Origin of the sequence: Streptomyces sp. NPDC088116 (assembly GCF_044741745.1) — a bacterium.
GTDB lineage: Bacteria > Actinomycetota > Actinomycetes > Streptomycetales > Streptomycetaceae > Streptomyces.
Window position 1 is genome coordinate 1 of record NZ_JBIUTF010000016.1, and the last position, 24,542, is coordinate 24,542.

Genomic DNA, 24,542 nt, shown 5'->3' on the forward strand with positions numbered 1-24,542 from the left:
GGCGCACCCCCAACTCCCGTGCGGGCCAGGCGTGCCACGCTCCGCGCGGCCCACCCATGAGGGCTCACGCCACAAGCAGCAGCAAGAGGGAAGGGAGGTGACGGGTAGTCGGGAAGGGTAACGGTCGAACAGAGGTCAGGGCGGGTGAAGATGGAGTGGCCGGGCACGTGCTTCAAAAATATCAGCTAGATTGAGTCTGGAATGATGCTGGATCACCTCTGAGCAGAGAATAGAGGTTACCTGAATTCTTTAGAGATACAGCAGGTAATCGAAGACAGAAAAGTGCGTGATTGATGAATTGAAGCTCCGGAATAATGACTACGGAAACGGTGGAAAATGGTACGGCTTAAAGGTCTGAAGGATAAGAAGGGAGCAATCGCTGTGAGCCTTCGGGATGTCGGGATGGCCGGCGGTCGGTGGCCGGGGCATCGGGAGCCGCAGATGTATGTCGCGGTACGGGAAGACGGTGATTGCGGAGCCGCTCGCGCGGACCTCAGCCACCTAATACTTACAAATATCAAGAACCTGCTGGTCAGAGGCATCCACTTCTGACGATCTGTCTCCTCAGCCGGTACACATCGCCGTCGGTATGTATCGACTGAGGAGACAGATCGAGGACTAAATGTCAGCCAGGCCGACAGTTTCCGGCGCAAAACGTCAGCGAGGCCGACATTCACCAGCCGTCCCGTTGGGCGGTCCGTCGGAGCGCCCAGGGGAGGAGATCTGTCCCCCCTGGGGGGACACAACACGCCGGAACGTCAGCGAGACCGACATATATGTCGGCGTGGCTGACATACTTCTGGCGTCCAAGATCAGCGAAGTGGAGAGCAGCCTCGTGTCACCCGAGCCACAGCGCCGCCGTCCTGCACCGAAGCGTGCGCCGCGCCGCCCGGAGCTGCCCCTTGATGAAGAGATCCAGGCGTGGTCCAAGCCGGTGCAGCCGGTTGAGGACCTCGATTCGGTCGCTCGCCGATACCCCCGCCGGAAGCTCTCGCTCAGCAGCGAGCGCAAGCCGATGGAGTTCTACGACACCCAGGAGCGCCCCAAGGCGTTCTCCATGGATTCGCTGGAGTTCTTCTTCCTGATCGCGCAGTACTTCCGCGAGGCCCTTCCGCTGCGGCTGATCCTGCTGATGATCGCGTGCCAGAAGGCCGGCGGGCAGATCCGGCTGACGCAGGAGGAGATGGCGACCGTCCTGGACGTGCACCGAGGGAAGATCAACGAAGCGCTGCAGGAGGTCATGAGCCATGGCATCGTCTTCAAGGTGCGCCGTGGCGTCTACCAGTTCAACCCGCCCTACTCGTACCGTGTAGCGGAGTTCATCCCGGGCACGGAGCTGGTCGAAGCCGAGTACGTGCAGGTCGACCAGGACAAGACGATCGCGAAGATCCGCAAGGATGAGAGCCTGCCGGATCTGGTGCGGTTCCCGTCGCTGGAGCACATGCGCGAGGCGATCGAGGAACTGCGGAAGAAGCGGGCCGAAGAACGCGCTGCACGCCGACTGGCCCGTGCGCAGCGCCAGGAGGAGGGATCAACCCAGTGAGTACCTTGAAGTGGTCGGCGACCAACGCCGACAGCCTTCTCGCCGACCTGGACCTTCCGCCCGCCGCCTACCGGGGGCTGCTCAAGCTCCGGGCGCGCAGCGAGGCTGGCGGGCGCATCGCGATGGACCAGGCCACCCTCGGTGAACTGCTCGGGCTCAGCCGCCCCAGCGTGAACGCCGCATTGCGGGAACTGGAGCTGGCCAAGCTCGTCAAGAAGGTCCGCAACGGCGTCTACCAGATCAACCCGATGCTCGCCGGCTACAACTCCCCCGAGGACGCCTTGGACGCCGTTAAGGCGATGCCCAAGGCGGACCGGTTGGACAGCAAGACCTACGTGGCGGACTACCACAGGGCCGTCGCCGCCTACCAGGACCAGCTTGCCGAGCAGCGAAAGAAGCGGGCCGCCCTGGCAGCCGCGAAGAAGGCTGCCGCGGGCAAGCGCCGCGGTTCGCTGCACGCCGTCGGCTGATCGGCGGCCGACCTCGTACGGACATCGGCGCTGCACCTTCGGGTGCAGCGCCGATTCGCGTGCCCATCACTCGCGTCGTTCGGCGCCACGGCCTCCGGTAGGGGACGTGGCGCCGTTTTCGTCGGCGGGCAGCGAGTGTCAGATCCGAACGCACGGTTCCCGTAGGCGGGAAACGCGCAGGTCAGGAGCAGCGCGAAAAGAATCATGAGCGGCCCCCTTTCCTAGATGTATGAAGTTCCATACAGTGGCTGTATTGAAAGTCATACACCTAAGGGAGGACCCACCGTGTTAGTCACCCTCGTCACCGCCGCCCTTGCCATTGTCGGCACGCTGCTCGGCTCGATCGTCAGCGGGCGCTTCCAGGAGCGGGCCGCCGAACGGTCCGTCCGCGTCAGCCATGGCGAGGCGATCCGCCGCGACCGCCTGGAGGCCGTCACCGCGCTCGCCTGCGCCGTCAGCGACCACCGCCGGGCGATGTGGATGCGCGGCGACGCCGTCCTCAAGGAGGTCGGCTCCGAGCGGATCGAGGCCCTGCGCGGCGCGAGCCACATGACCCGGTCCGCCGTCACCCGCCCGCTGGTCGCGCTGCGGGTGCTCATCGAGGACCAGGCGGTGCGCGCCGCGGCCGACGAGATGGTCACGCGGACGTACGCGCTGCGCGACGCCTACGCCACCACCGAGGCCCTGACCGCCGCCCGCGAGGCCGCGAAGGTCGCCCACGACGCCTTCGTCGACGTCGCCGCCGGCTACCTCAGCCGGACCGCCTGAACCCCGCCAGCCGAGACAGGAGCCCGTCATGGAGCGCACGTCCACGGAGATCGTGAAGGCCGCCGAGATCACCGCCATCGAGACCCGCGCCCACCGGGGCGCCGTCGACAGTGAGCTGGCGTACCTGGCCCCGGCGGCGGCCGCCGCGCTGGGGCTGCTCGCCGACGCCATCAAGCGGGGCACCGCCGACCGCGAGTCCGTCGTGCAGGCCCTGAAGGAAGCGGCCGTCCACGAGCGGTTCGCCGACGTCCTGGCGGCCGCGTCCGAGGACGTCATGGAGGAGACGGAGGACCCGTTCGACTTCGACGCCCGCCTGGACGCCGACAACCTCTCGGGCGCGGCCTCTCAGGTCCGCGACCTCTTCCGCTGGCTGTAGACCCCGCCCGCCGGCCCCACCCGACACCATCAGGGAGACACCGTGTTCACCGGAACCGCCGAAGAACTCCGCGCCCGCCAGGCGCAGGCCCGCGAGCTCGCGGAGCAGGCCGCCGCGCTGGGCCTGGGCGCGGGTGGCGGGCAGCTGCACACCCCCGGCGGCATCATCCGTATCCGGCCCGGCGAGGGCTGGACCGTCGCCGACCGCTGACCGATCCACCGAGAAAGGAGACCGCGGTGAGCACCGACCCCGCGTCCGACAACCACCGCCAGGAGCAGCTCCTGGTCCCGCTCGCCGCCGAGGACGTCGCCGCGCTCGGCAGCGACGGCGAGCAGCTGGCCGCGCTGTTCGCCGCCGCGCTGCACGGCCTGGCGCTGCTGCGTGCGGGCGGGGCGAGCGCCGAGGAGCTCGCGGCCGCCATCGAGGGCACCACGGGGCTGCTGGAGCGCCTGGAGGCCGTACGGGACGCCTCGCTGCGCCAGCCCGCCGCCAAGGACGTCTCGCACGCCGACCTGGCGAAGGCGATGCACCTGGAGAGCCGCGCGACCGCGCAGTCCCGCCGTCGCACCCTGCTGAAGAAGCCGGTGAGCGACCTGGAGCAGTGGGCCACCGGCACCACCGACTGACCGGATGCAGCGGGGCCGTGCAGCAGCCGAACGGCCGTTTGCTACACGGCCCGGCTGCCCTATGCAGCACGGCCTGCTACCCGAGCAGCACCCTCGCGGCGCCCGGGGCCGGCCTTCGAATGTCATCGCTCTCCGGCACCCCGAACCACCAGCAGCAGCACCTCGTGCAGCAGACACAGCAGCGCCCCGGACCCGATCGGATCCGGGGCGCTGCTGCAGTCTTCAGGCTCGGCGGCGCGCGTCATCGGCGAGGCCGAGTTCGGCTTCGAACGCGAGCATCGCAGCGGGTGTATCGGTGGCGGGCGTGCCGTCGGAGTTGTGGCCGAGGCAGAGGAGCGGCTCCGGCAGGTCACCGCAGCGAGGGCAGCGCAGATCGTCGGGGATGGGCTCGGACATCGCGTCTCCTTGGCCTGCGGTGCTCAACCTTCGCTGACACTAACTCGCACTAGTCAGGCTTCGTTGGTGTCCCGTCTCAGTGAACTTTGACCGGTCTCACCGAACTTTGACCGGTCACAAGATCACATCCCCAGGGACGCCTCAACGTCACCGATGATGTCGCGGGCCAATTCGGCGACATCGTCCTTGATGGCCTCGAACTCCTCTGATTCGAGCAGTCCTGACTGGTCGAGGTAGTCGCGGATCCTGTCCACGATGCTGCTCAGGGGGTACTCATCCGTCTTCATCGTCACCCGGTGATGTTCCCGCACGCGAGCCTCCGCCGTGGCGCAACCGGTCAAAGACGGGTGAGACCGGTCAAGGTTCACTGAGACGGGACACGTTGGCAAACAGATTGTGATCACCCGCCGGAGGGGTGTCACGCTGTCGCGCCTGTCACGCGGAAACGGCCGGAGAGGGGGGTCCGGGCCGTTTCCGCGACCGAATGCCCGAATTGATCTGCTTTCGCGTGGGTGCTGTCACGCGGCATCCCGGCGACGTGACAGGGGGCGTGACACCTCCATGTGACGCTCTGTGAGCGTGACACGGGGTTGATCAGGTCTGGAGCGGGGGCCAGACGTGCGGGCCGGAGCACTGCCCGCAGGCGGCGCAGCCGGCGCACTCCATGCAGAACTGGCGCGGGATGCGCGGGCACCCGCAGATCGGGTTGTAGTCGGGGTCGTCGTCGCCGGGGTAGAGGCTCTCGCCGAACGATGGCTCGGTCCAGGCGATGACCTGGCCGTCGGCGAGCAGGTCCTCGTAGTGGTGCCCGATCTCTCTGTGCTCGCTCCAGGTGGCCACCACCACCTCGTCCGCCGCGCTCACGCCGCGCCGCCCTTCACGGCGGCCGCGTTGTCGAGCCAGGCGGCGAGCGCGGTCGTGGCGTCGGGGTCGGCCTGGGCGAGGCGGCCGACGAACTCGAGGTCGCCGTCGACCGGGGCGCCGGTGCGGGCGAGGGCGGCGAGCAGCGCGGCGCGGGCGCGCACCGGCGCGGGCAGCAGGGTGGCGGCGGTCGCGCGGGTGTCCGGGGCGGCGTAGTGGCCGGAGTGGGTGGCGAGGGCGTGGGCGAGCCAGTCGTCGACCGCCGCGACGCGGTAGTCGTAGTTGTCCAGGAGTGCGCGGGCGGCTTCGTCGCCCGGCCTGCTCGCCACGGTCCGGTCGAGTCGGCCGGCCCCGGCGAGGGCCGCCAGTTCGTCGGCTCGGTCGGCGATCTGCTGCTGCTCCTGGCGGTGCTGCTGCTCGGCTTCCTGGCGGCGCCGGTCTTCGGCGAGCTCCTCCTGGACGACGATGTCGGCGTCCGGGTCGTACGGGCCGCCGATCGCGGCGAGCAGCTGCACGACGCGCTGCCACTCCGCGAGCTCCGCAGCACGGCGGCCGCCGTCGTCGGCCGCCGCTTCGTCACGGCGGGCCAGGTGCGCGTCAAGTTCGGCTCCTTCGAGCGCCGCCACCGCCTCGCTGTGCGTCATGCCCCGCGCGCGGCGCCGCACCGAGGACCGGCCGACCTTCGCGTAGTCGAGCGGCCGCCACCCGTCGGACGTGTTCATCAGGACTCGCTTTCAGCTCGGATACAGAAATGAGGGCCTGCTCAGAAATGGGCTAGGGCGGGCCGGTCACACAGGTCTACAGCACGCCCGAATTACGCGCTGCTAAAACGCTATGTTCAACCACTCCACGTCCGCGAATTTCACCTCCAGGCCCGCGCGACCGCCACCGCCTTGACGGAAATAGGCGTCCGCGATGGCCTCCGCGACCGCGTCGTGCAGATCGCTCTCCGTCGCACCCTCCTCTTGTGCGGCGATGATGGCGGCCGCGTGGGAGGGGCTGACGGCGACCGTGATGTCCCGTACCCGGCCCGCGTCCGAGGTGCCCTCCGGACCGAGGCCGAAGTACGCCCGGCAGGAGATGACCAGCCCGCCCGAGGACGCCGCGCGCTGCATGGCCTGTGTCCTGACCTGCGGTTGCCACTCCGACTCGGTCTCTTCCACCAGCGCGGCCTGGAGGCGCTTGTTCGGCTTGGTGGAGGCACCCGAGAGGTAGCGCTGCACCGTCTTGCGGGAGACGCCCAGACGCTCGGCCAGGGACTTGGTGGAGCCCTTCTCCCGCGTGCGAAGGAATTTCATCTGCGCTCGCGCGGATTTCGGCGCGGGCCGGGTGAACAGGGCCCGCTCCGCGCGGGCGAAGCCGTCAAGGATCTTGGTGCGGGTCCGGGCCGCCCGCGCTGCCTTCTCTTCCTCAGTCATGGAGGTAGCTCACAGCCGCGGACCTGTGGACAGAGATCGCCGACGACGGGGCGTTCCTGCGGCTGAGCTCCACCCCTGCGGGTGACGCGCCCTGGTGGACGCTGGCGCCGGGCCGCTACGTTCCCCTGACTTGATGATCGAGGGGGAGGGCCAAGGGATGAGCGAGCGCGGCGCGTTACGGGGTCTGCGGGTCTTGATGTGGGTGGTCATCGCGGTCGAGGTGCCGGTGTACCTGGTGTGGCTGGTCCAGGTCGGCTACCTGACCGGGCAGGAGCTGCCCCGCGGTGACATCGCGCGGTGGGCGCCGCCCGTGCTGCTGCCGCCGGCGGCCGTCCTGTTCTGCGTGATGGCGGGCTGGACGTGGTGGCTGAGCGTGGTGGCCGGCACCCGGTCTTCGCTGCGGGAGCGGTGGATCGTCATCTCGCTGGTGTTCATCGCCGCCTTCTCCGTGTTCTGCGGGGTGGCCTCTGTCGACGACCCGTCGGTGGCGGTGGGCCTGCTGAGCGCCGCCGTGACCGGTCTCGGCATGATCGGGCTGTTTTCCCCGGCCGCCGCCTCCCGCCAGCTGCCCGACGTCATCCGCCGGCGCTCCCGTCGCGCGGCGGCCGCACCGGGCGAGGCAGACCCGGACCCCCAGTAGCCCGGCCGTCCGATTGCCCGGGGCGCCGCGCGGCGGGCATGCTGCGCGTTCCGGAGGAGAAGGAGAAGGGGAGAGCGTGTCCGAAGACGACGACACAACGGCGGCGGAAGCGTCGCTCAGGAGGGCCGTGGAGCAGCTGTGCGGCGACGGGTCGGGCGACGGCAGCGAGGCCGCGCAGGAGGCCGTCCAGGCGCTTGCTGACGGTTCTGGGAAGGCATGGACGCCCGAGCAGGAGGCGCAGATCAGGGCCATGGTGGAGCAGATCCGCAAGCTGCGGGATCTGAACCGGCCGGGCGGTGGCTGGTGGCGTCGGCGCCGGGAGTGGCGGGCCCGGGAACGGCTGGTCGACATGATGATGGCCAGCGGCCCGGAGCTCCTGAACGAGGCGGAACTGCGGCACTGGAAGAGCCACGCGATGGTGGAGCTGCTACTGAAGTTCATGGACACCGGGATGAAGAAGGACGACACGGTGGAGACGCTCGCCCGGATCGAGGCGCTGAACGCCGTGACGTACGAGGACTACCAGCGGGCCAAGAAGAAGCTCGCCGAAGAGAAGGCCGCCGCCGGCTGACCGGCGTCGGCATATGGGAGGGGCCCCGAACCGGCGCGCGGTTCGGGGCCCCTGCCGTGGGCGGGTGATCACAGCTCGATGTCGAGCCGCTCCACGTCGGTGAACTCCACGCCCAGGCCGTGCGCGCGGGAGTTGTTCGCCCGGAAGTACATCCGGGCCAGGCCATCGGCGGCGATCTGCCGGAGCTGGTCCTCGTTGGCGCCCTGCTCCCGTGCGCTGAACAGCTGGTCGGCGTACTGGGGCGGCAGGGCCTGGGTGATGTCCCGGATACGGGCATCGTCGGTCGTGCCGCCGGCGGCTTCGAATCCGAAGCGGGCGCGGGTGGAGACGACCAGCCCGCCCGTGGACGCCGCCTTCTTCCTCGCCTTCGCGCGGATCTGCGGCTGCCACCTCTTCTTCACCTCGCGCTCCAGGCGCCCACGCAGGTCCTGCCGGGGGCGCTTGAGCTTGCCCGAGACGTACCGCTCCACGGTGCGCTGGGAGATCCCGAGCGCCTGGGCGGCGGCCTTGGTGCCCTTGAGCTGCTTGACCAGGTACTTCATCTGCGCCTGGGCGCTCTGCGGGATGCGGCGGGTGAATGCCCCCTCCAGCGCGCGGTCCAGGCTGTCCCCGAGCGAGTCCACCACGGCCTACTCCCCTTCTCCGGTGCTCTGGTCGGTCTTGATGAGGTTGGAGATGTTGAAGACGCCGCCGCGTTCCTCGAACTGGGCTTCCGCCCACAGGACCGTCTGGGTGCCCTGGTGCTTGACCATCCCCGGCGAGACACCGAGCCGGAAGCCGCCCGGCACCGGCTTGCCCTCGGGCGTGAGCGGCAGGACGTCCAGCGGCGACGGACCCGGCGAGGGGTAGACGATCGCGTCGGTGCCGATCGCGACCGGGTACAGGTCGGCGGCGGCCGCCGTCTTCATCAGCTTGCGGTGCAGGCCGGTGCGCTGGTTCGCGAGCACGGCGGCCCGGATGTCGGGGCGCCACGTCCACCGGTCCAGCGCCGGGTAGGGCTCGTAGTACGGCACCTGCCCCCGGGAGCGCTGCCTGAGCTTGCCGATCGCGCCCTTCGCCGTCGCCTTGATCGCGGTCTCCAGCAGCGCCATCGTCGGGTCGACCTCCTTGCGCCGCGCCATCGCCTCGAGGAATTCCGCGCCCTGGAGGTCGGTGGTGACGCCCATGTCGGCCATCGTCTCCACGTACGCGTCGCGCAGCCGCTTGTACCAGGAGTCCAGGTAGCGGCCGGTCTGGGTGCGCACGTACGCCTCGATCGGCGCGACGTCGAAGCCGAGCTCCACCGCGTACTGCACGGTGGGCGTGGCGTACCAGGCCGGGCCCTCGGGGTGGTCGCCCTTCGGCGTGAACGGACTCGGGAGCCGGGAGCCGTCGACCGTGCGGCCGTTGACCCGCACGCGGGACAGGTCGACGTGGGAGAGGTCGACCAGCCACGAGCCGGGCAGCGCCGGATCGAACTTCGGGTTGCCGGTCAGGTGGGTCGGCCCGTTCAGCCCGACCGTGAGCCCGTTCGCGGCCGCGGCGAACGACATGTTGATGTCGACGACGACCAGGTACGGGTTGGCGCACTCCTCATCGGTCAGCGGCCGGCACCAGTCGTAGGGCTCCTCCATCAGCATCTCTGCCGGAGTACGGATGTGGTGCCGGGCGAACCCGGCGGTTTTCAGCTTCGGGTGCTCGTCCGGGACCTCGCACGGCACGACGTCGTACTTGGCGGTGATCGCGTCATCGTTGAACGCGGGCTTGAACTCCCCGGTGGCCTCGTCCTTCTGGGCGCGGGTGGGCGGGCGCAGCGCGGTCATCAGCTCCAGGCCGGTCGTCGCGGTGGAGCCGCGTGGCGTGATGACCCGGGCCGCGTACAGACCGAGGTACTGGACGAGTTCGGCCGGGTGCATCGTCGGCAGCTGCGGGTTGTCCTTCTTGTCCCACTCGCGGGCGTCCAGGGCGTTCCACGGCAGGATGCACAGCTGGACGCAGCGACGCTTCGAGCCCTCGGGGTCGCGGTAGACCCGGGCCCACGGGCCGAAGCCCCGCTGGCTCATCTTGAGCCCGGCCCGTTCGATCTGCTTGACCACCTTGTGGCCGGCCGGGATGCGGCCCGCGTGCCGCTCCTCCTCCGACAGGGCGACCGGCAGGCCGAAGCGCTCCAGCGCGGCCGCGGTGAGGACGAGGATCGGGTCGGCGTCGCGGCCGTTGCGGTGCAGCCGGGCCTGCCCGAGCCGGGCCTCGGTCAGCGTCCAGTCGACCAGGGCCGGGATCGTCTTGGCGGGCACGTCCAGGACTAGGCCACCGACGCAGTACGCCGACACCTGCCCGTCGGCGTCGGCGTCGATGACCGCGAGCGGCCCGTTCTCGAAGCGCGGGTCGACGTCGGCGGTCGCGGCCGCCGTGGTCTTCTTCGCCACCGCCTTCTTCGCACCCGGGCGCCGCGACGACGCGGCAGGCTTCGCGGCGGGCGCCGGTCGTACGGCAGCCGGGGCCGGTGCCGCCGGTGCTTCGGCCGCCGGGGCGGGAACGGGCGCGGGGCCGGTGAACGCCTCCGGGACCACCGGCGCCGGGGGCGCGGCGGGCGCGTCGGCGGCCGGGGCGGGGAAGCGGGCGGCGAGGCCCTCCAGCAGCCGGGCGTACGCGGCGCGCTTCGGCGGCCGCGGCTCGGTCCGCCCGGTCTCCCAGTTCCCCACCGCTTCCCGGCGGGCGTCCAGCGCCGTGGCGATCTGCGCCTGGCTCAGGCCCGCCGCCTCCCGCAGACGCTTGCGCTCCGCGGGGACCGGCAGGTCGTCCTGCGCGACTTGCTCCAGCAGCGCATCGACGGCGCTGAACAGCTCGTTCTCAGTGGACACAGAGGTCACCTCCAATAGACATCATACCCGATCGCGCGTTGATTCGCTCATTCAATCGCTCGTTAATCGCGCTTATGATCGGAGTGCAACACGAGGGCGGGTAAGCGGCGCAACGACTGTTCGTGCAGGTCAGGACCGAAATACTGGGGCATTGCAGATCTCTGTTACACCCCGTGTTGCGCGCTCGCCGACCTGGAGCGTTGTACGCGGCGTGGCGACGGCGCGGATACGGAGCCGACTGCCAGGCTGAGCACTCTGCGCTCGGACCGTACGACGACGGTGGTGCCACGGTCGGTCCGCGCGTCCCCAGGGGAGGAACAGGGCCAGCTGGGCCAAAAGCGGGAACCGGGCCACGGCGCCGCGTCGCCGTCGCGCCGTACGCGTTCTTCAGGGCATGGAGCTCGTACTGGAAGAGCCCACGGTGACCATCAAGGTCGTGTCCGTGGGCGGCAAGCGGATGTCGAAGGCCATCTACGGCCAGCTACCTCGCCGAAGCCCGTTTGATCACGGCAGCACGGTTCGGGGCCGCCTCTGGGGCGTCGTGGTCGATCCGAAGTGCTGCCACGTCATGCACGCGAAAAACTGGGCGCACTGGCACGTCCTGTATGAGTGCGACCGTGAGTTGGCGGTGTGGTTCCTCCGGCAGGAGGCGAGGAACGCTCCGTACAACCTGATCACCGGTGGCCCCTATGAGCCGCGGTCCCGCGTCGACAGGGAGTTCATCGACGCCTGCGCACTGGAGACCCACCAGGGCTCCACCGGCTTCTTCGAGGGCCGGCTGTTCGACCTGATCTCTGACGATCAGATCGCGGTGACGATCGAGGACACCAAGGTCTACCTGTCGTGCTCCGCCGCCGTGTTGAAGCTGCGCACCACCAGGAAGGAACATCACGCCGCCGCCGAGCGGGCCGGATCCTGGCCTGTGCCCGCGCGCCCCAACTTCCCCGACTTCCGTGCCGAGGCCGTCGCGACGGCCGAGAAGGAGCGGGATGCCGCCGTAGAGGCCCTGGAGCGGCTGTGTGATCAGCGCGAGCGCAACGTCCACGACCTGTACGCCGACCTGGTCGCCGATGTTCGCCGCATCAAGCAGGCCCGGGAGAACTACGCCGCGGCCCTGCAGACGGTCGAGCGGCTGCCCCAGCTCTTCCTGGGCGCCTGACTTCCGCCCGTGTCCATTCCTTCCGGAGCGTGATCATGCGTGTGTACCGAGACTTGTCCTCGCCGCTCGTAGTCATTCACCAGGACGTAGTCCTCAATACCGGGCTGAGCGTCACCAGCCGTCTGCTGTACGTCGTGCTCCAGGCCCGAGTAGACGACGGGATCGCCATGCAGGACGTGGCTCCGTTGCTCGGGCTGGAGGACTGGCAGCAGGTGCAGCCGTTCCTCGACGAACTGGTCGACACCGGGTACGTCGAAACGCGCCCGCACCATGGCCGGCCACCCATCATCCTGGTCTACCGGTCCCCTCTCTCACAGGAACGCCGTACGCACGGGTGCGTCCCGTGCGAACGGTGCGGTGAATGCTCCTGCGAGCACACCAAGGGACTGTGCCGCATCTGTGACCAGATCGGCCGTGTGGAAGATCAGGCGCGGCAGGACATCGACCGTTGGAAGCGGCAGCGAGACGCCGGAGCCACCTACGCCACAGCTACCCGGCTGCACCGCTGGGACTGCCCCAGCCTGAACTCGCCAGAGAAAAGCATGGCCCAACTGGAAATCTCACGGCCCTACGCGCGCAAGGCGGGTGGGCTCTACTGGTCACGGCTGCCCGACCTTTACACCGCGCAGGAGCTGCGGCTCAAGAACTGCCGCAAGCGACGGTGCGCCATGTGCGGACCTGACCCGCTGTAGACACAAACAGGGTGCGCCGCACGGTTCGATGACCTCGGCACCCCGTTGCGCGCCCTCGCTGGGCGCGACGCCGAGGAGGGGCGGTGTCCATCGGCCGGGCCCCAGCGATCTGCGAATAGTTCTGCTTAACTGCTGAGAGTCAGAGTTGAAACAAGCTGCTCGCGTCGCTTACGATCGAAGTTGAAGCAAGCGGAAGAACCTTTGGCCCCTCTCGGCAGGAGACCGCATGGCCACGCTCAGCATCCATTTCGACCCCGCCGTCCTGGCCCGCCTGACGAGCGCGAACGGCGACGACACCATCCACGTCACCCTGTCCCTCGGCGGCGGCGACTCCACCACACCGGCTGCGTCTGTGACTCCGCACGGTCCTCTCGCCGGCCTGATGCAGGCCGGACTGCTGAAGCCGGACACCGTGCTCACCTTCCACCAGCGCCGTGCCAACCGGTCGGGGCGCGCGGTCGTGACGGCCGAGGGCCGGCTCATCGTCGACGGCCATTCCTCGACCTTCCTTTCCCCGTCCAAGGCCGCAGAGGCCATCACGGGGAACGTCATCAATGGCTGGACCCTGTGGCACACGCCCGACGGATCCACCCTGGACCAGCTGCGACAGAAGCTGGATGCCGAGTAGGCAACAGGCCGTTGCGTCCTGCGACATCAGTCGCGAGCAGGGCGCAACGGCACACCGCATCGGGCAGGCACTCGCAGATCTCAGGGCCAGGAGACGTCGGTGGAGAAGTACGGCGAGATCCTCGCCAGGGTAATCGTGCCGGAGCTGACGGCTGCTGCGGTGGCGCAGCAGCATCCGGTGGTGGTGTTCGTGCTCGGGCAGGCCGGCAGCGGCAAGACCCTGGTGATGGATCTGGTGCACGCGGCCCTGGAACGACGTGGTGGTGCGGTGCGGGTGGACCGGGACGCGTACAAGGCTGTTCACCCGCACTATTCCGGCTTTCTGGCGGAGGATGTGCGGACGGCCGGGGTGCGGGTGCGGCCGGAGACCTATCGCTGGCAGGCCGAGGTCGAGGCTCATGCCCGCGCGCACCGGTATGACGTGGTGGTGGAAGAGGCCCTGGCCGACCCGGTCGCGTGGCGTGCTTCGGTGGCGGCCTACCGGCAGGCCGGGTACCGGGTCGAGGTCGTGGCGCTGGCTGTGCCGGAGGCCGTCAGCCAGCTCGGGGTGCTGGACCGGTACCTGCGTCTGGCCGAGGAAGGCCGGGCCCGGTACGTGTCCTGGGACAATCATGACGCGTGCGCGGCCGCGCTGCCCGCCGCCCTCGCGGCCGTCGAGAGTGAGCACCTGGCCGACCGCGTCGTGGTGGTCCGCCGCGACGGAGAGGCGTTGTATGCCAACGCGTGTGCGGCTGACGGGCGGTGGGAGCAGTCGGCGGGTGCGCGCGAGGCGTTGCTCGCCGAGCGGTCGCGGCTGTGGAGCGCGGCTCAGACTGGCCTCTTCCGCCGTCAGCTCGCCGAGGCCGACCGGCGCGCGCACGATCCGAGGTTGCCGCAGGACTGGTCTCTGGCCGTGCGGCGTAATGCCGAGCGTGCTGCCGCGCTCGCCGAGCCCGTACGGCGCGTGGCCCAGCCCCGGTCACAGGCGCCGGGGGTCGACTATCACCGGCTGTCCGCCGAGGAACACCGCTTCATCTTCGAGGCGCTGATCGTTCCGGACCTGCTGGCGCGCGCGACCGCGCAGGAACGGCCCATCGTCGTGTACGTCGTGGGGCAGCCCGGCTCCGGCAAGACGCGGATGACCCCCATGATCCGGCGCACCCTTCGGGGGCGGCCGGTGCGGATCAGCGGCGACGACTTCAAGATCGCCCACCCCGACTACCTGAAACTGCTGGAGGAAGAGCCTCGCACGGCCGGCGCCCGGATCCGCACGGACTACCGGGCCTGGCAGGCTCTTGCCGAGCAGTATGTACGCGAGCGGCGCAGTGACGTGGTCATCGAGGTCGCCCCGTCCAGCGGCGCCGCCTTCGTCGACAGCGTGTCGCTGTACCGGCGGGCGGGGTACCGGGTCGAGATCGTCGTCCTGGCCGTGCGGGCGGCCGACTCCCTCCAGGGCACCGCCGCCCGCTACGCGCAGGTCAGCGGCTACGGCGGGCCCGCGCGGTTCACCACGACCAGCGGGCACGACACGCACTTCGCCGCCCTGGCCGACGCGGTCGCCGCCGCCGAGCACACGCACACGGTCGACGCGGTCACCGTGCTGCGGCGCGATGCCACGGTCCTCTACCGCAACGAACGAACCCGCCAGGGCCACTGGGCACGGCCGGCCGCGGCCGGGCTCGCCCTGGCCGTCGAGCAGTCCCGCCCTTACACCGCTGCGGAGGCTGCCCGGTTCTGGTCCACGCACCGCCGGCTGCGCTCGGTGATGCCGCACTACCGCGCCGCGCTCGGGCATATCGCCCGGCTCGCCCGGCCGCTGATGCCCCCTCACCTGCAGACCCGCCGGCTGCCCGGCCCCGGCACGGCCGTGGCGCGGTGCCTGCCCGCCCGCCCCTACGGTGTGGAGGACCGCAGTTCCTTGAGCCGGGCCGCGTAAACGGCGGTCAGGCGCGCCACCTCCTGGACGTCGGCGTCACCGTCCGTCAGCTGGTCGCGGTCGGCGATGCACGCCTGCCGCTGGGCGATCAGCTCCTTGAGGCGCTGCGGGCCTGCCCCGGCCCGGCGTTCCGCCAGGATGTGCTGGCTGTACCAGGCGATCACCCACTCGACCAGTTCCGTGGCCGTCTCGCCGGCGTCGGCGTCTGGGTGGTCCGGGAGGGATGCCCCGGCCGGATCCTGGCCGGGATCCGGAGTGGGGTCGGGGTTCGCGGGGTCGTGCACGAGGGCCACCAAGCAGGGGTAGGGGGACAGAGGGGCCTCATTGTCGGCGCAACGGAGGACCCCAGCAAGCGACGGCACCCGCTGAACAGGAACGGGACCGGCCAGGGGGACAGGCCCGTGCCGGGTCCTGCGTCGGCCGAGCGGCTTCGTCCGGTGCCGCCCGGGGGCCGGTGCGGCATAGGCTGGCGCTCTGTTGATCACTTCGGCGGGGGGAATCAAGTGAGCGACCTGCGTGCCCTGTTCAGCTCCAACGAGCCCATCGACGCGAGCGAGGCGTTCGCCAACCGCCAGCGGCAGTGGGAGTTCGTCGCCACGGCGCTCGAGGAGCACCTGCGGCACACCGGCGCCCCCGGCTTCGACCCGGCCGACCTCGAGGCGCCCCGGACGAATGTGGTCGTCCTCCATGGCGTGGGCGGCGTCGGCAAGTCCACCTTCCTGCGCAAAATCGAATCCGTTCTCAGCGGTGCCGGGCAGCGGCCCGCGCAGTGGGGCGAGCCGGTCTGGGCCGGACACACGATTCTGCCCGTGCGGATCGATCTGGCCCGCTCGGCCGGCACCACGGTCGAAGACGTCGTCCTGACCATCCGGGCCGCCCTCGCCTCCGCCGTCGCACGGCCGCTGCCCGCCTTCGACATCGCGCTGCGCCGCTACTGGGAGGCCCAGCATCCGGGCGATCCGCTGGAGGTCTACCTCGAACGCGGCGGTCTCTCCGGCCGGTTCGGCACGGCGTTGGGGCAGCAGACGCAGAGCGCTCTCGCCGACGTCGCGCAGGCGCTGCTGCTGCCCGGCACTGTCGGTACGGCCGTCGGAGCGCTCGCCGGTGCCCTGGCCGGTGCGCTGCGGGAGCGGCGCCAGACGGTGAAGGCGCTGGCCGCCTGCGCCCGGCTCGCGCCTCTGCTGGAGACGGAACCCGGTCTGGAGGCGCTGTCGTACTACCCGCATCTGCTGGCGTGGGAGCTGTCCCGGCTGCCCGACGGCAAGAAGATCACCCCGGTGATCCTGCTGGACACCTTCGAGGACACTACTGACCGCCACCGGGATACCGAGCGTCTCCTGCAGCGCATGGTGTGGCTGATGCCGAACTGCCTGTTCGTCATCAGCGGCCGCTCCCGCCTGCCATGGGCCGACCCAGCCCTGCACGGGCAACTCGACTACACCGGGCCGTCGGCCTGGCCCGGCCTCGCCGGCGTCACGGGTGCCGTACCGCCGCCCCGGAGTAGTGCGACGGGCGTGCGGCAGCACCTGATCGGCGACCTCTCCCCCGAGGACAGCGACGACCATCTCGCCCGCCGTCTGGTCAAGGACGGCCGGCCCCTCATCAGCCCTGCAATCCGCGCCGTGATCACTGCCCGCTCCCAGGGCCTTCCCCTGCACCTCGACCTGGCCGCCGCCCGCTTCCTGGAGATCCGCCGCACCCGCGAACCGGAACCGGGCGACTTCGACCACACCTTCCCCGCGTTGCTGGCCCGCGTCCTGTCCGACCTGACCACCGACGAACGGCACGTCCTGCGCTCGGTGTCGCTGCTGGACGCCTTCGACCTCGACCTCGCCACCCGCGCCGCGGGCCTCACCCACCAGGCCCCGGCCCGGCGCCTGACGGAGCGGCCGATCATCACCGAAAACCCCTACACCCTGTGGCCCTACCACCTGCACCGTGCGATCCGTTCCGCCGTGCACACCGACGACCACAGCGAGGATCGCTGGACCTCAGCCGACTGGGACCAGGCCGCCCACCGCGCTCTGGCCGCCCTCGGCGACCAGTGGGCCACCACGGCCGCCGCCGGCCCCAGTCGGCTGCTCCTGGTGGCCTGCCTGCGCCAGGGCCTGCGCCTGGCCCGCGACCACCGCCTGACCGACCTCGGCTGGCTCACCGACGCGGCCTTCGCGTACACCGACGACTCCGTCTGGGAACCCCTCGCCCCACCGGCCGGCGCGGACGACGGCGCCGCGGATACGGGACTGCACACTCCCGCCGACGCCCTGGGCGAACTGATCACCGCGATCACCCGCCGCCAGCACGAGCACCGCGAACACACCGCGAACCGGCTCACCGCCGTCCTGGACACCGGCCTGCTGCCCGACGAACTGACCGAGATGGCCTGGTACTACCGGGCCAAGGCCTACAAAGACCTCAGCCGCAACGACGACGCCCGCACCGGGATGCGGCACGTCGCCGAGGCCGGCGGCCGCCTCGCCCCCAAAGCCCACCGCGGCCTCGCCAACCTCGCCCGCATCAACGGTGACTTCCCCACCGCCCTGGCCGCCGTCCCCGCCCTGGGCTGGAAAGGACGCCACCACCGGGTCCTGGGCGACATCCACTGGCCCCACGGCAACACCAGCCGGGCCATCACCGCCTTCGAGGCAGCACGGGCGGAGGCCGAACAGCACCAGGCCGCAGGCGAAACCGCCATCGTCCAGGTCCGTCTCGCCCTCGCGGCCGCCTTCGCCGACCCCGTCCGCGCCGACGACGAACTCACCCTCGCCCACCAGCTCCTCGACAGCCTCGACCAGCGGGCCACCACCCTGCTGGCCCGCATCGCCGCCCTGACCAAGGACGCCGGAACCGACCGCGACGTCGTCGGCCGGGCCCACGCCCTGACCACCGAGATCACCGCCGCCGGCCTGCCGTTCCTGATCCGCTTCCTCCAGCTCGCCCTCGCCTTCCACCACGCCGTACGCGACGCACACGAGGACCTGGACATCACCGTCAACCGGCTCAGCGAACTGACCGCCGGCGGCGACTTCGCCTACTTCACCGACATCGCCCGCTTCATGGCCGGCCTCCCCCTGCCCCAGTCCGGCTACCGGACCCGGTGGATCGACAACGAAGCGGCCACTCGTGACCGGTGGCAGGCTCTGGTCACCGCGCGACGCGCGTACCTGCGCGCGGCACGGTAGGGGACGTAACGCGACGTCGTGTTCGTCGGTCAGCGTCTGAGGGCGCACGCCTGACCGACAGCGACTGCGGCGATCTGGTTGCTCCCCCAACCCGACACCGGCGCCGGATGCCGCCCTGACCGGTTGAACCCCGATACAGCTGCGGCCCCGAACCGTGTCCGGGTTCGGGGCCGAATCGTCTGCGGGACAAACCTCAGCCGGCGTCGGGATTCCGGCCGACCAGCTGGGACAACAGCTCGATGATCTGTGCCTGGTTGCGGTCCACCTTGGAGTTCAGATCCCGCACCTCCTCGGCGAGTCCGCTGATCTTCTCGTCCAGGCCGCCGACCTTCTCGTCGAGACCATCGACCTTCTGATCGAGATTGCCCACCTGGAGACGCAGAGCCGTCAGGTCCGACTTGACGATCCCGAACTCGCGGTCCGTCTTGTCCTGAGCCTGCTCGTAACGCCGTGTAAGAGCGGCGATCTCGCTCTGCGCGACGGCATCCTCGGCCACCCCAGGCCCCCCTGCCAGATCATCGAAAGACACGGTCATCAAGGGGCCCACGATATCGCGCCCGGCAGGCGGTGTACCGCCCTGCGGACACCTCGCTGGCTCCGTACGCGAGAACCAGCAGCGCTAGGGAGCGCCGATCGCGATCAGTCCACGTCGGTTGAGGCCAGGGTGACCGCGAGCGCGATGTGGGAGACGGCACTCAGACAGAACTCCGCCGCTGTGCTCGGGTCCGGGGCGGTGCGCGCCTCCTGTAGTGCCAGCAGTCCGGTCAGCGCCGCGGCGTCGACCGCCTCGTCGAGGATCTCGTCTACGGCGAGCTCGCCGCCAGCCGCCAGCTCGTGCACCAGAGCGACCGCCTCCTCCGGATCGGTTCGCCAGCGGGCGGTGACCTCGGTGCCGGCGCTCACCAGGTCCATCGCGGCGGCCTGCTCCACCGTCGGCAGCGGCACGTCGTTCTGAGCGGCCTGCTCCACCGTCGGCAGCGGCACGTCGTTCTGACCGGACAGGTCGCCCTGTTCCACGAACTCCTGGGCCTGCGCCACGGCACACCGCGCCGCATACGTCCGTTGGGCCTGCGCCCGCTCCCACGCCATGGCGGCCGACCACCGGGCGTCGTCCTCGGCACGAGCCCTGTCCAGCAGGGCGGCGGCGGTGAGGCTGACCTGGACGCACGGCAAGACATTCACCTCGACGTCCTCCGTGCCGGGCGAGGCGGCGGCGATGGGCTGGTACACCGCGCCAGCCGCTTCGGCGCAGGCTCCGATCAGCGTGGTCAGGGCGGCGATCAATCGTGCGTGGCGACGACGACGTGCGGGCAGGTCCAAGCGGTTCGATGTAGCGGTCACTCCCGCACTATGTCGCGCAGCGATCCCAGGTGCCATCCGTTCTTGAACATCGCCCATGACGTTCACCGGGTGCCTCCCGAAGTCACGCTGTAGCGCTCGCACTCTGCGCCGGCGATCTCACGGCCGCCGACATCGAGCAGAGCACAGAGGTCGAAACCGCCACGGAGACGTGACCCGGGGAAGCATCGCGGCCGGTACCGCTGGCACCTGGGGCGCCTGCCCCTGGGCCCGACCCGGCTGTCAGTACAGCTGGATGCGGGTCAGGACACAGTGCGGCGGGTCGGCGTCAGCGACGATGACGTACTCGGCGACACCGAGCGATCCGTCGCGGCCGAGCGGTATGCGCCGCTGCTGGGGCCACTTCGCCGAGGCCGTGCTGCCCGGGACCATGCCCCGGGTCATGTTGATCTGGACGGTCGCCGCGATGATCGCGCCGAAGACCTCTCCGGGCAGCCACGCCTCACCCAGCAGTGCGTCGACCTCCGGGGCGAGTTCGCAAGGCCAGCCTTCCGGCTCACTCAACGGGAAGTCCTGCCCGGTGGCGTCGCGCGATGGCCTCGGTGACACCCGTCGTGGACAGGGTGCCGTTCAGGGCCGCCTCGGTGAGCCGGTCGCCGGCCGGGTCGGTGTCGAGCATCGCCTCGCACCACCAGCGGCGCAGCACCGCCTCGGCGGCCTCGGGCGCGGCGGCCAGAAGCTCGCGGTAGAACTCCATACGCCGCTCGCCGTCCAGCGCGGCCGCGATGCCGTCGGCTGTGCGGGGAACGCGGTCCGGCTCGTGTGGGTGGACTGGCTGTGCGCTCATCAGTGCCTCTTCTCGTCTGCTCAGAGTCTGCCGTCTAAACGGCGCCCGGTCGACCCGCTCAACCTCACGCCGTACGGCCCAGCGGCGCGGGGCATGCTGTCTGTCGGCCCGCGCCGCTGGGCCCGCCGACGCGAAGAAGGCACTCCCGCCGAGCGCCCCCACTACCCTCTTCGACCGTTTCACGTTAGGGGATTGTGGAAAACTTCCATGAGCACCACAGGCAACGGCTTACGCCGCGAAAGTCTCAACAATCTGCTTGGAGAGTGAATCAGACGTCGGGCCAGTCGTCCGAGATCACGATCCGGGCGACGTAGATGTTCGGCCCGTCCTGGCCCGGTTCGGTTTCGCCGTCCTGCCCGAGGTGTTCGTCGCTCAACGGCCCCTCGCCTCACGGGCGACGACAGCCTCACGGACCACCGCGGCCGCCGGCCGCCCGGGAGCCTGCCCCGCCTCCACAGCGGCACGGGCCTCTTCCGGCAACGGGTCCGCGTACAGGCGAGCCCGCAGCCACCAGCGGCGCAGCACGTGGCGGGACTGGGTGTCAGGGGACGGCGGATGGCGCAGTTGCTCGACGGCCTGGTCCTGGCTCACCCGCGACGGCCGGCCCCTCATCGGCGACCCCCTCTGGCGGGATGGGGGGCAGGGGCGGCGGATTGGCCACCGTCCTCTGCCACACGATCTTGACCGATTGGCAGGTGATCTTGATCGGACTGGAAGCACCAGTTCCTGGAGTGCGGCCAGCTCCACCACGGGGAAGCCCGGTTTGCACAGTGCGGATCAGTGCCGTTCGAACGCCAGATCTCGCGGCCGCATGTGGTCGCGTGGGCCCGCCGCCCGCAGGACCACGTCCAGCACCCGCGCCGGGTCGGCGGCGTACGCGTGCGAGAACCACGCCATGTTGGCCTCCACCACGGCCCAGCGGTGTCCCGGACGGTACGGGTCGAGCATCTGCCCGACGTCCACCACCACGGCGCTCGGCAGCGCGGGCCCGGCCACCGCGACCAGGCGCTCGGTGAACTCCGTGATCTCCCCGGCGACGGCCCGGTCCGCCCGGTCCGTTCCGAGCAGGCGCGGGTCGAGCCGGCCGAACACCGCGTACCGGCTCGCCGCCGCGATCCGGCCGTCCAGCAGGAACAGCCGGTACTCGGCAGCGAAGGTCACCACCTCGGACAACAGCACCGGTGCCGCCGGGTCCAGAGCGCTGGACAGCCGGGAGCCTTCGGTGTAGACACCAGCCGGGAAGGACTTGTCACGAGGCGGCTTGACGAACGTCGGCCGGTCGATCGCCCATGCGTCCGCGATGGTCCCTGCCCGGACCTGGCGACCGGTGAACTCTTCCGGCAACTCGGCGAGCCAGCCGTCCGTCGGCTCCAGCAACGCGAACCCGAGCCGGCCTGCCAGCCGCGCACCCGCGACCGGCCCGCCGTACCAGTACGCAGGGCCTGCCAGGCCGGGCTCCTCCGCGGCCCTGACCGACATCCCTCGCCCCGCCGCCTCAACGGCCAACAGCTCCATCGTCGACGTCCGCCGCCCAGGCATAACCAGCACCGCGAATCCCTCCCGCACTCCGCAAAACCACCACGCTAGCCCGCCATGCCCACCACAGCAGCAGAGATTCCCCCGCCGCAGGCCCCAAGAGAGGCGGCCGGGGAACGGCGAGCCACACCTCAAGATCAAGTGGCAGAAACCCGGCATCGGTCAAGATCACTTGGCCAAATGGCCAAGATCGCCTGTCAGAGGACAACAACGGGCCCGTCAACCACCCGACGGTCCAGTCGCCTAATATCGAACATGTGACCGAAAGAGCGACTCCGCGTGTGGCTGTCACCCTTCCCGGGGGACACGTCATCGACGGGCACCTTCATGCCCGTCGGCGGCACGCCGATGGTCAGTGGTGGTACGAGGTCTCGATCGACGTGCCCGTCACGGCCGTCCAGCCCGTCGACGGCGAGGACTACAGCCAGGTCCCCACCGGACGGACCGGCCCGGAGTGGGCACTCCAGGCTCTCCGTCACGACACCCCTGACCGGCCCGCACTCGTCCTCCACCAAAGCCCCGGATGCTGGGCCGCCGAAGGGCGGCTCACCCCAGCCACCTCCACCGAAGCCCTGGCCTTCCTCAAACATGGCTGGGCCACCGCGTGCGACGTATGCCGACCTGCCCCCGAAAACGGGCCGGCCCCCGGCCCGAGCCGGCCAACTCCAGCCGAGTGACGAATCGCTTGCAATCCCCCACCCGGCTCTCTCCGAGACGCCGCGTGCTCGTCACCCACCCGCTGGTTCGTTGCCCGCGCCGAAGAACGGTGCGTCACCGGGCGCCATGTCGACCCGGATGCGCAGGAGGCGTACGGGATGCCGCCATCGGCCGGCCGCGTCCAGGGACACATCCGCGCTGACCTCGGCCACCAGCTGAGGATCCACCAGCATGATGTCCAGGACTTCGCGGGTGCCCCACCCGGCGGAGAACGTCCGCCCCCGCCACGGATGACTGCTCCCGGCCGGCCGCAGCAACGCCGCCACATCCTGGGCCATGCGTTCTGACAGCGGGCCGGTGCGGCCGGTGAAGCGCAGTTCTCCGGCCGCGTCGAACCGGCCCAGCAGGATGCTTCCCGGCCGGGCCGTCGTTCCGGTCACCGCGGCGACGACGGCTTCCGTCGTGTCCCTCACGCGGTACTTCCGCCACGCCCGCACCCCGGGCAGATACTTCTGCGCGGGGTCTTTGAGGACCAAGCCCTCGACCCCTGCCACCGACCACGACAGCCAGGTACGGATCGTGTCCAGGTCCGTGACCGCGGTCTTCGGGCACAGCGTCCACGGCGGGCCGAGCCGCTGTGTGGCGAACAGATCCTCCAGCGCCGCCCTGCGCTCGGCGTACGGGCGGTTCTGAAGAGTGGCGCCACGGTGGAGCAGATCGAACACCACGAAATGGGCCGGGCTTTCCACGGCGAGACGGGCCGCCGCCGGCCCCCTGCGGTTCATCCGCTGGACCAGGCGCTCGAACGCCAGCCTGTCCTTCTCCCACACCACGAGTTCCCCGTCGAGCAGCACCTCCTCCGGGAGCTGGGCGGCGGCAGCGGCAGCGATCTCCGGGAACGCGGCGGTCATGTCCGTGCCGCGACGCGAGCGCAACAGCACCCGGCCGTCGGCCCGGTGCGCCACCAGAGCCCGGAAGCCGTCCCATTTCGGTTCCGCGATCCAGGTCATGGGGACCATCGGAGTGGTGACAGGAGACGCGAGTATCGGCTCGGCAGGCATCCGCAGCATGAGCGACAGCTACCACGGCCCTGTCCTGGGGACCGGTAGCGCCGGGCCCGGCAGCCGAGGCCGATCCGCTCTGTCTCGGAACGACACGGGACCAGAGGGAGCACGGCGTAGCATCCGCTCGTGGCGAAAGAACCGAAGAGAATCTCTGTCCCCGAATCTTTGATCGATCTCCAGCGCGCTACGAACACGGCCCGGCGGGAAGCGACGCGGGATGCGTACAGCGCGCAGGCGTGGAAGCCGTGGCTCGATGCGGCAATGGCCGTCCAGCAGGGCATCACCGAGCACGCGGCGGCGTCCGGGGCGAACCGGGTCGATGTGGAGATGGCGACGAAGCACGCCGCGCGGGAAGCCGACGAGGCTGAGGGCTGACGCCAACTCCGCACAGTCCAGGCGGCCCTCCGCTGACAGGGGTACGGACACGGTGTCCGCGGCCTCGAACCGCTCCAAGGGCGACCAGTCGCCGGACCAGTGGAGTCCGCCGGCGCGTGCCTACTGGTGCACGTACGCGCGCGCGTGGACCGACATCAAGCACATCTACCAGCTCACGGTCACCCGGCCCGAAGTCGTACAGCTGCACGCGATGCTCGACACCTGCTCCTGATGGCCGCCCCTGCCGGGCGGTATACCGGTGAGGTCACCGCCAGCCCCGGTGGTGCGATGACCGACGAGGTCGGGGTCATCACCGGCGACCTCACCCTCACCACCGCACTCCGGCCGGACGGAAAGGCGGAGGTCACCGTCCAGTACACCGGCGCCGCCGAGTGGTACACCCTGACCGGCAGCCCGGTTCCGGTCCCGCCAGACGGACTTGCCGGGCTCCACACCCGGGTACTGGACGCCGTACGCAGCGGTGGCCAAGCCGTCGTCCCGACCGAGTGATCGCTCTTCGTCTCGTGGAAGGCCGGGGTGCCCCCCCCCACGGGGGGGGCCCCCCCCCCGGGGGGGGGCGGGGGGCGGGTAACCCACCGTGGGGCCGGGGGGAGCCCCCGGGGCCCATGCCGAGAACGGCCCCCGCCCCAAGTGTGCGGCGGGCGCCCCGCCGGGTCGGG

General features: G+C 70.3%; 30 protein-coding genes and 1 pseudogene. 16 read left to right on the forward strand and 15 right to left on the reverse strand.

From position 1 onward, the window contains the following. Positions 1-784: 784 nt before the first annotated feature. The 6 genes from ACIOJD_RS34280 (at position 785) to ACIOJD_RS34305 (ending at position 3,783) form a co-directional block, all read left to right on the forward strand. Positions 785-1,543: a hypothetical protein gene (locus ACIOJD_RS34280; protein ID WP_401920482.1), complete on the forward strand. Its 759-nt coding sequence runs from the start codon at positions 785-787 to the stop codon at positions 1,541-1,543. Continuing rightward, entirely contained in the window at positions 1,540-2,013 is a 474-nt protein-coding gene (locus tag ACIOJD_RS34285; RefSeq protein WP_401920485.1) for a helix-turn-helix domain-containing protein, read from the forward strand. Before ACIOJD_RS34280 ends, ACIOJD_RS34285 begins: the two co-directional genes overlap by 4 nt. A 285-nt stretch (positions 2,014-2,298) precedes the next feature. Beyond that, the gene (locus tag ACIOJD_RS34290) at positions 2,299-2,781 is read left to right on the forward strand and encodes a hypothetical protein (RefSeq protein ID WP_401920488.1); all 483 of its coding nucleotides are present in this window, start codon (positions 2,299-2,301) and stop codon (positions 2,779-2,781) included. 28 nt (positions 2,782-2,809) lie between these two features. Continuing rightward, a complete protein-coding gene (locus ACIOJD_RS34295; protein ID WP_401920490.1) occupies positions 2,810-3,157 on the forward strand; it encodes a hypothetical protein in 348 nt (115 codons plus the stop codon). Positions 3,158-3,199: 42 nt separating this feature from the next. Next, positions 3,200-3,367, forward strand: a complete 168-nt coding sequence (locus tag ACIOJD_RS34300) for a hypothetical protein (RefSeq protein WP_401920493.1) — start codon at positions 3,200-3,202, stop codon at positions 3,365-3,367. A gap of 26 nt (positions 3,368-3,393) precedes the next feature. Next, entirely contained in the window at positions 3,394-3,783 is a 390-nt protein-coding gene (locus ACIOJD_RS34305; RefSeq protein ID WP_401920496.1) for a hypothetical protein, read from the forward strand. A 222-nt stretch (positions 3,784-4,005) separates the two neighbouring features. Here ACIOJD_RS34305 and ACIOJD_RS34310 read toward each other — a convergent pair whose 3' ends face one another. From ACIOJD_RS34310 to tpg (ACIOJD_RS34330), 5 genes are all read right to left on the reverse strand, one after another. Then, on the reverse strand, positions 4,006-4,179 hold the full coding sequence (locus ACIOJD_RS34310; RefSeq protein WP_401920499.1) for a hypothetical protein: 174 nt from the start codon (positions 4,177-4,179) through the stop codon (positions 4,006-4,008). 122 nt (positions 4,180-4,301) lie between these two features. Continuing rightward, the gene (locus ACIOJD_RS34315; protein WP_401920557.1) at positions 4,302-4,472 is read right to left on the reverse strand and encodes a hypothetical protein; all 171 of its coding nucleotides are present in this window, start codon (positions 4,470-4,472) and stop codon (positions 4,302-4,304) included. Between the two features lie 301 nt (positions 4,473-4,773). Beyond that, positions 4,774-5,043 (reverse strand): hypothetical protein, encoded by a 270-nt coding sequence (locus ACIOJD_RS34320; RefSeq protein ID WP_401920501.1) that lies wholly within the window; start codon positions 5,041-5,043, stop codon positions 4,774-4,776. Next, the gene (locus tag ACIOJD_RS34325; protein ID WP_401920504.1) at positions 5,040-5,762 is read right to left on the reverse strand and encodes a hypothetical protein; all 723 of its coding nucleotides are present in this window, start codon (positions 5,760-5,762) and stop codon (positions 5,040-5,042) included. Before ACIOJD_RS34325 ends, ACIOJD_RS34320 begins: the two co-directional genes overlap by 4 nt. 102 nt (positions 5,763-5,864) lie before the next feature. After that, entirely contained in the window at positions 5,865-6,458 is a 594-nt protein-coding gene (tpg, locus tag ACIOJD_RS34330) for a telomere-protecting terminal protein Tpg (protein ID WP_401920506.1), read from the reverse strand. Positions 6,459-6,615: 157 nt separating this feature from the next. Here tpg (ACIOJD_RS34330) and ACIOJD_RS34335 point away from each other — a divergent pair, with 157 nt between their 5' ends. Together ACIOJD_RS34335 and ACIOJD_RS34340 are read left to right on the forward strand one after the other, a co-directional pair. Next, complete coding sequence (locus ACIOJD_RS34335; protein ID WP_401920509.1) at positions 6,616-7,098, forward strand: hypothetical protein; 483 nt, start codon at positions 6,616-6,618, stop codon at positions 7,096-7,098. Positions 7,099-7,174: 76 nt separating this feature from the next. Next, entirely contained in the window at positions 7,175-7,669 is a 495-nt protein-coding gene (locus ACIOJD_RS34340) for a hypothetical protein (RefSeq protein WP_401920512.1), read from the forward strand. A gap of 68 nt (positions 7,670-7,737) precedes the next feature. On the opposite strand, the gene tpg (ACIOJD_RS34345) is transcribed toward ACIOJD_RS34340, so the two are convergent. Then, positions 7,738-8,295 (reverse strand): telomere-protecting terminal protein Tpg, encoded by a 558-nt coding sequence (gene tpg, locus ACIOJD_RS34345; RefSeq protein ID WP_401920514.1) that lies wholly within the window; start codon positions 8,293-8,295, stop codon positions 7,738-7,740. A gap of 3 nt (positions 8,296-8,298) precedes the next feature. Beyond that, positions 8,299-10,509, reverse strand: coding sequence for a telomere-associated protein Tap (gene tap / locus ACIOJD_RS34350; protein WP_401920517.1), 2,211 nt, complete (start codon positions 10,507-10,509; stop codon positions 8,299-8,301). A gap of 394 nt (positions 10,510-10,903) precedes the next feature. Here tap and ACIOJD_RS34355 point away from each other — a divergent pair, with 394 nt between their 5' ends. The 4 genes from ACIOJD_RS34355 to ACIOJD_RS34370 all read left to right on the forward strand — a co-directional run bounded on the left by ACIOJD_RS34355 (position 10,904) and on the right by ACIOJD_RS34370 (position 14,902). Continuing rightward, entirely contained in the window at positions 10,904-11,668 is a 765-nt protein-coding gene (locus tag ACIOJD_RS34355) for a hypothetical protein (protein ID WP_401920519.1), read from the forward strand. 35 nt (positions 11,669-11,703) lie between these two features. Beyond that, complete coding sequence (locus tag ACIOJD_RS34360) at positions 11,704-12,360, forward strand: hypothetical protein (protein WP_401920521.1); 657 nt, start codon at positions 11,704-11,706, stop codon at positions 12,358-12,360. A gap of 226 nt (positions 12,361-12,586) precedes the next feature. Next, a complete protein-coding gene (locus ACIOJD_RS34365; protein ID WP_401920524.1) occupies positions 12,587-12,988 on the forward strand; it encodes a DUF4357 domain-containing protein in 402 nt (133 codons plus the stop codon). Positions 12,989-13,087: 99 nt separating this feature from the next. Then, complete coding sequence (locus ACIOJD_RS34370) at positions 13,088-14,902, forward strand: zeta toxin family protein (protein WP_401920527.1); 1,815 nt, start codon at positions 13,088-13,090, stop codon at positions 14,900-14,902. Here the strand turns inward: ACIOJD_RS34370 and ACIOJD_RS34375 are convergent. Continuing rightward, complete coding sequence (locus tag ACIOJD_RS34375; protein WP_401920529.1) at positions 14,860-15,195, reverse strand: hypothetical protein; 336 nt, start codon at positions 15,193-15,195, stop codon at positions 14,860-14,862. The genes ACIOJD_RS34370 and ACIOJD_RS34375 overlap by 43 nt on opposite strands. A 210-nt stretch (positions 15,196-15,405) precedes the next feature. On the opposite strand from ACIOJD_RS34375, the gene ACIOJD_RS34380 reads away from it, so the two are divergent. Then, complete coding sequence (locus ACIOJD_RS34380) at positions 15,406-18,084, forward strand: ATP/GTP-binding protein (RefSeq protein WP_401920532.1); 2,679 nt, start codon at positions 15,406-15,408, stop codon at positions 18,082-18,084. A 193-nt stretch (positions 18,085-18,277) separates the two neighbouring features. Here ACIOJD_RS34380 and ACIOJD_RS34385 read toward each other — a convergent pair whose 3' ends face one another. The 6 genes from ACIOJD_RS34385 to ACIOJD_RS34410 all read right to left on the reverse strand — a co-directional run bounded on the left by ACIOJD_RS34385 (position 18,278) and on the right by ACIOJD_RS34410 (position 21,745). Next, entirely contained in the window at positions 18,278-18,619 is a 342-nt protein-coding gene (locus ACIOJD_RS34385) for a hypothetical protein (RefSeq protein WP_401920535.1), read from the reverse strand. A gap of 104 nt (positions 18,620-18,723) precedes the next feature. Continuing rightward, on the reverse strand, positions 18,724-19,425 hold the full coding sequence (locus tag ACIOJD_RS34390) for a hypothetical protein (protein ID WP_401920537.1): 702 nt from the start codon (positions 19,423-19,425) through the stop codon (positions 18,724-18,726). A gap of 240 nt (positions 19,426-19,665) precedes the next feature. Then, positions 19,666-19,947, reverse strand: a complete 282-nt coding sequence (locus ACIOJD_RS34395) for a hypothetical protein (protein WP_401920539.1) — start codon at positions 19,945-19,947, stop codon at positions 19,666-19,668. Continuing rightward, on the reverse strand, positions 19,940-20,230 hold the full coding sequence (locus ACIOJD_RS34400) for a hypothetical protein (RefSeq protein WP_401920542.1): 291 nt from the start codon (positions 20,228-20,230) through the stop codon (positions 19,940-19,942). The genes ACIOJD_RS34395 and ACIOJD_RS34400 overlap by 8 nt, the downstream gene beginning before the upstream one ends. Before the next feature lie 372 nt (positions 20,231-20,602). Beyond that, positions 20,603-20,821 (reverse strand): hypothetical protein, encoded by a 219-nt coding sequence (locus tag ACIOJD_RS34405; protein WP_401920545.1) that lies wholly within the window; start codon positions 20,819-20,821, stop codon positions 20,603-20,605. A gap of 186 nt (positions 20,822-21,007) precedes the next feature. Continuing rightward, complete coding sequence (locus tag ACIOJD_RS34410; protein WP_401920555.1) at positions 21,008-21,745, reverse strand: ATP-grasp domain-containing protein; 738 nt, start codon at positions 21,743-21,745, stop codon at positions 21,008-21,010. A gap of 302 nt (positions 21,746-22,047) precedes the next feature. Between ACIOJD_RS34410 and ACIOJD_RS34415 the strand changes: the two genes are divergently transcribed. Continuing rightward, entirely contained in the window at positions 22,048-22,443 is a 396-nt protein-coding gene (locus tag ACIOJD_RS34415; protein WP_401920547.1) for a DUF6233 domain-containing protein, read from the forward strand. 51 nt (positions 22,444-22,494) lie between these two features. On the opposite strand, the gene ACIOJD_RS34420 is transcribed toward ACIOJD_RS34415, so the two are convergent. Beyond that, positions 22,495-23,433: an ATP-dependent DNA ligase gene (locus tag ACIOJD_RS34420; RefSeq protein WP_401920549.1), complete on the reverse strand. Its 939-nt coding sequence runs from the start codon at positions 23,431-23,433 to the stop codon at positions 22,495-22,497. A 481-nt stretch (positions 23,434-23,914) separates the two neighbouring features. On the opposite strand from ACIOJD_RS34420, the pseudogene ACIOJD_RS34425 reads away from it, so the two are divergent. Both ACIOJD_RS34425 and ACIOJD_RS34430 read left to right on the forward strand, forming a co-directional pair. Further along, a pseudogene (locus ACIOJD_RS34425) lies at positions 23,915-24,094 on the forward strand (HNH endonuclease); the annotation flags it as partial. Between the two features lie 56 nt (positions 24,095-24,150). Next, positions 24,151-24,372 carry a hypothetical protein gene (locus tag ACIOJD_RS34430; protein ID WP_401920552.1) on the forward strand — a complete coding sequence of 74 codons (222 nt, stop codon included), beginning with the start codon at positions 24,151-24,153 and terminating at the stop codon, positions 24,370-24,372. Positions 24,373-24,542 lie beyond the last annotated feature (170 nt).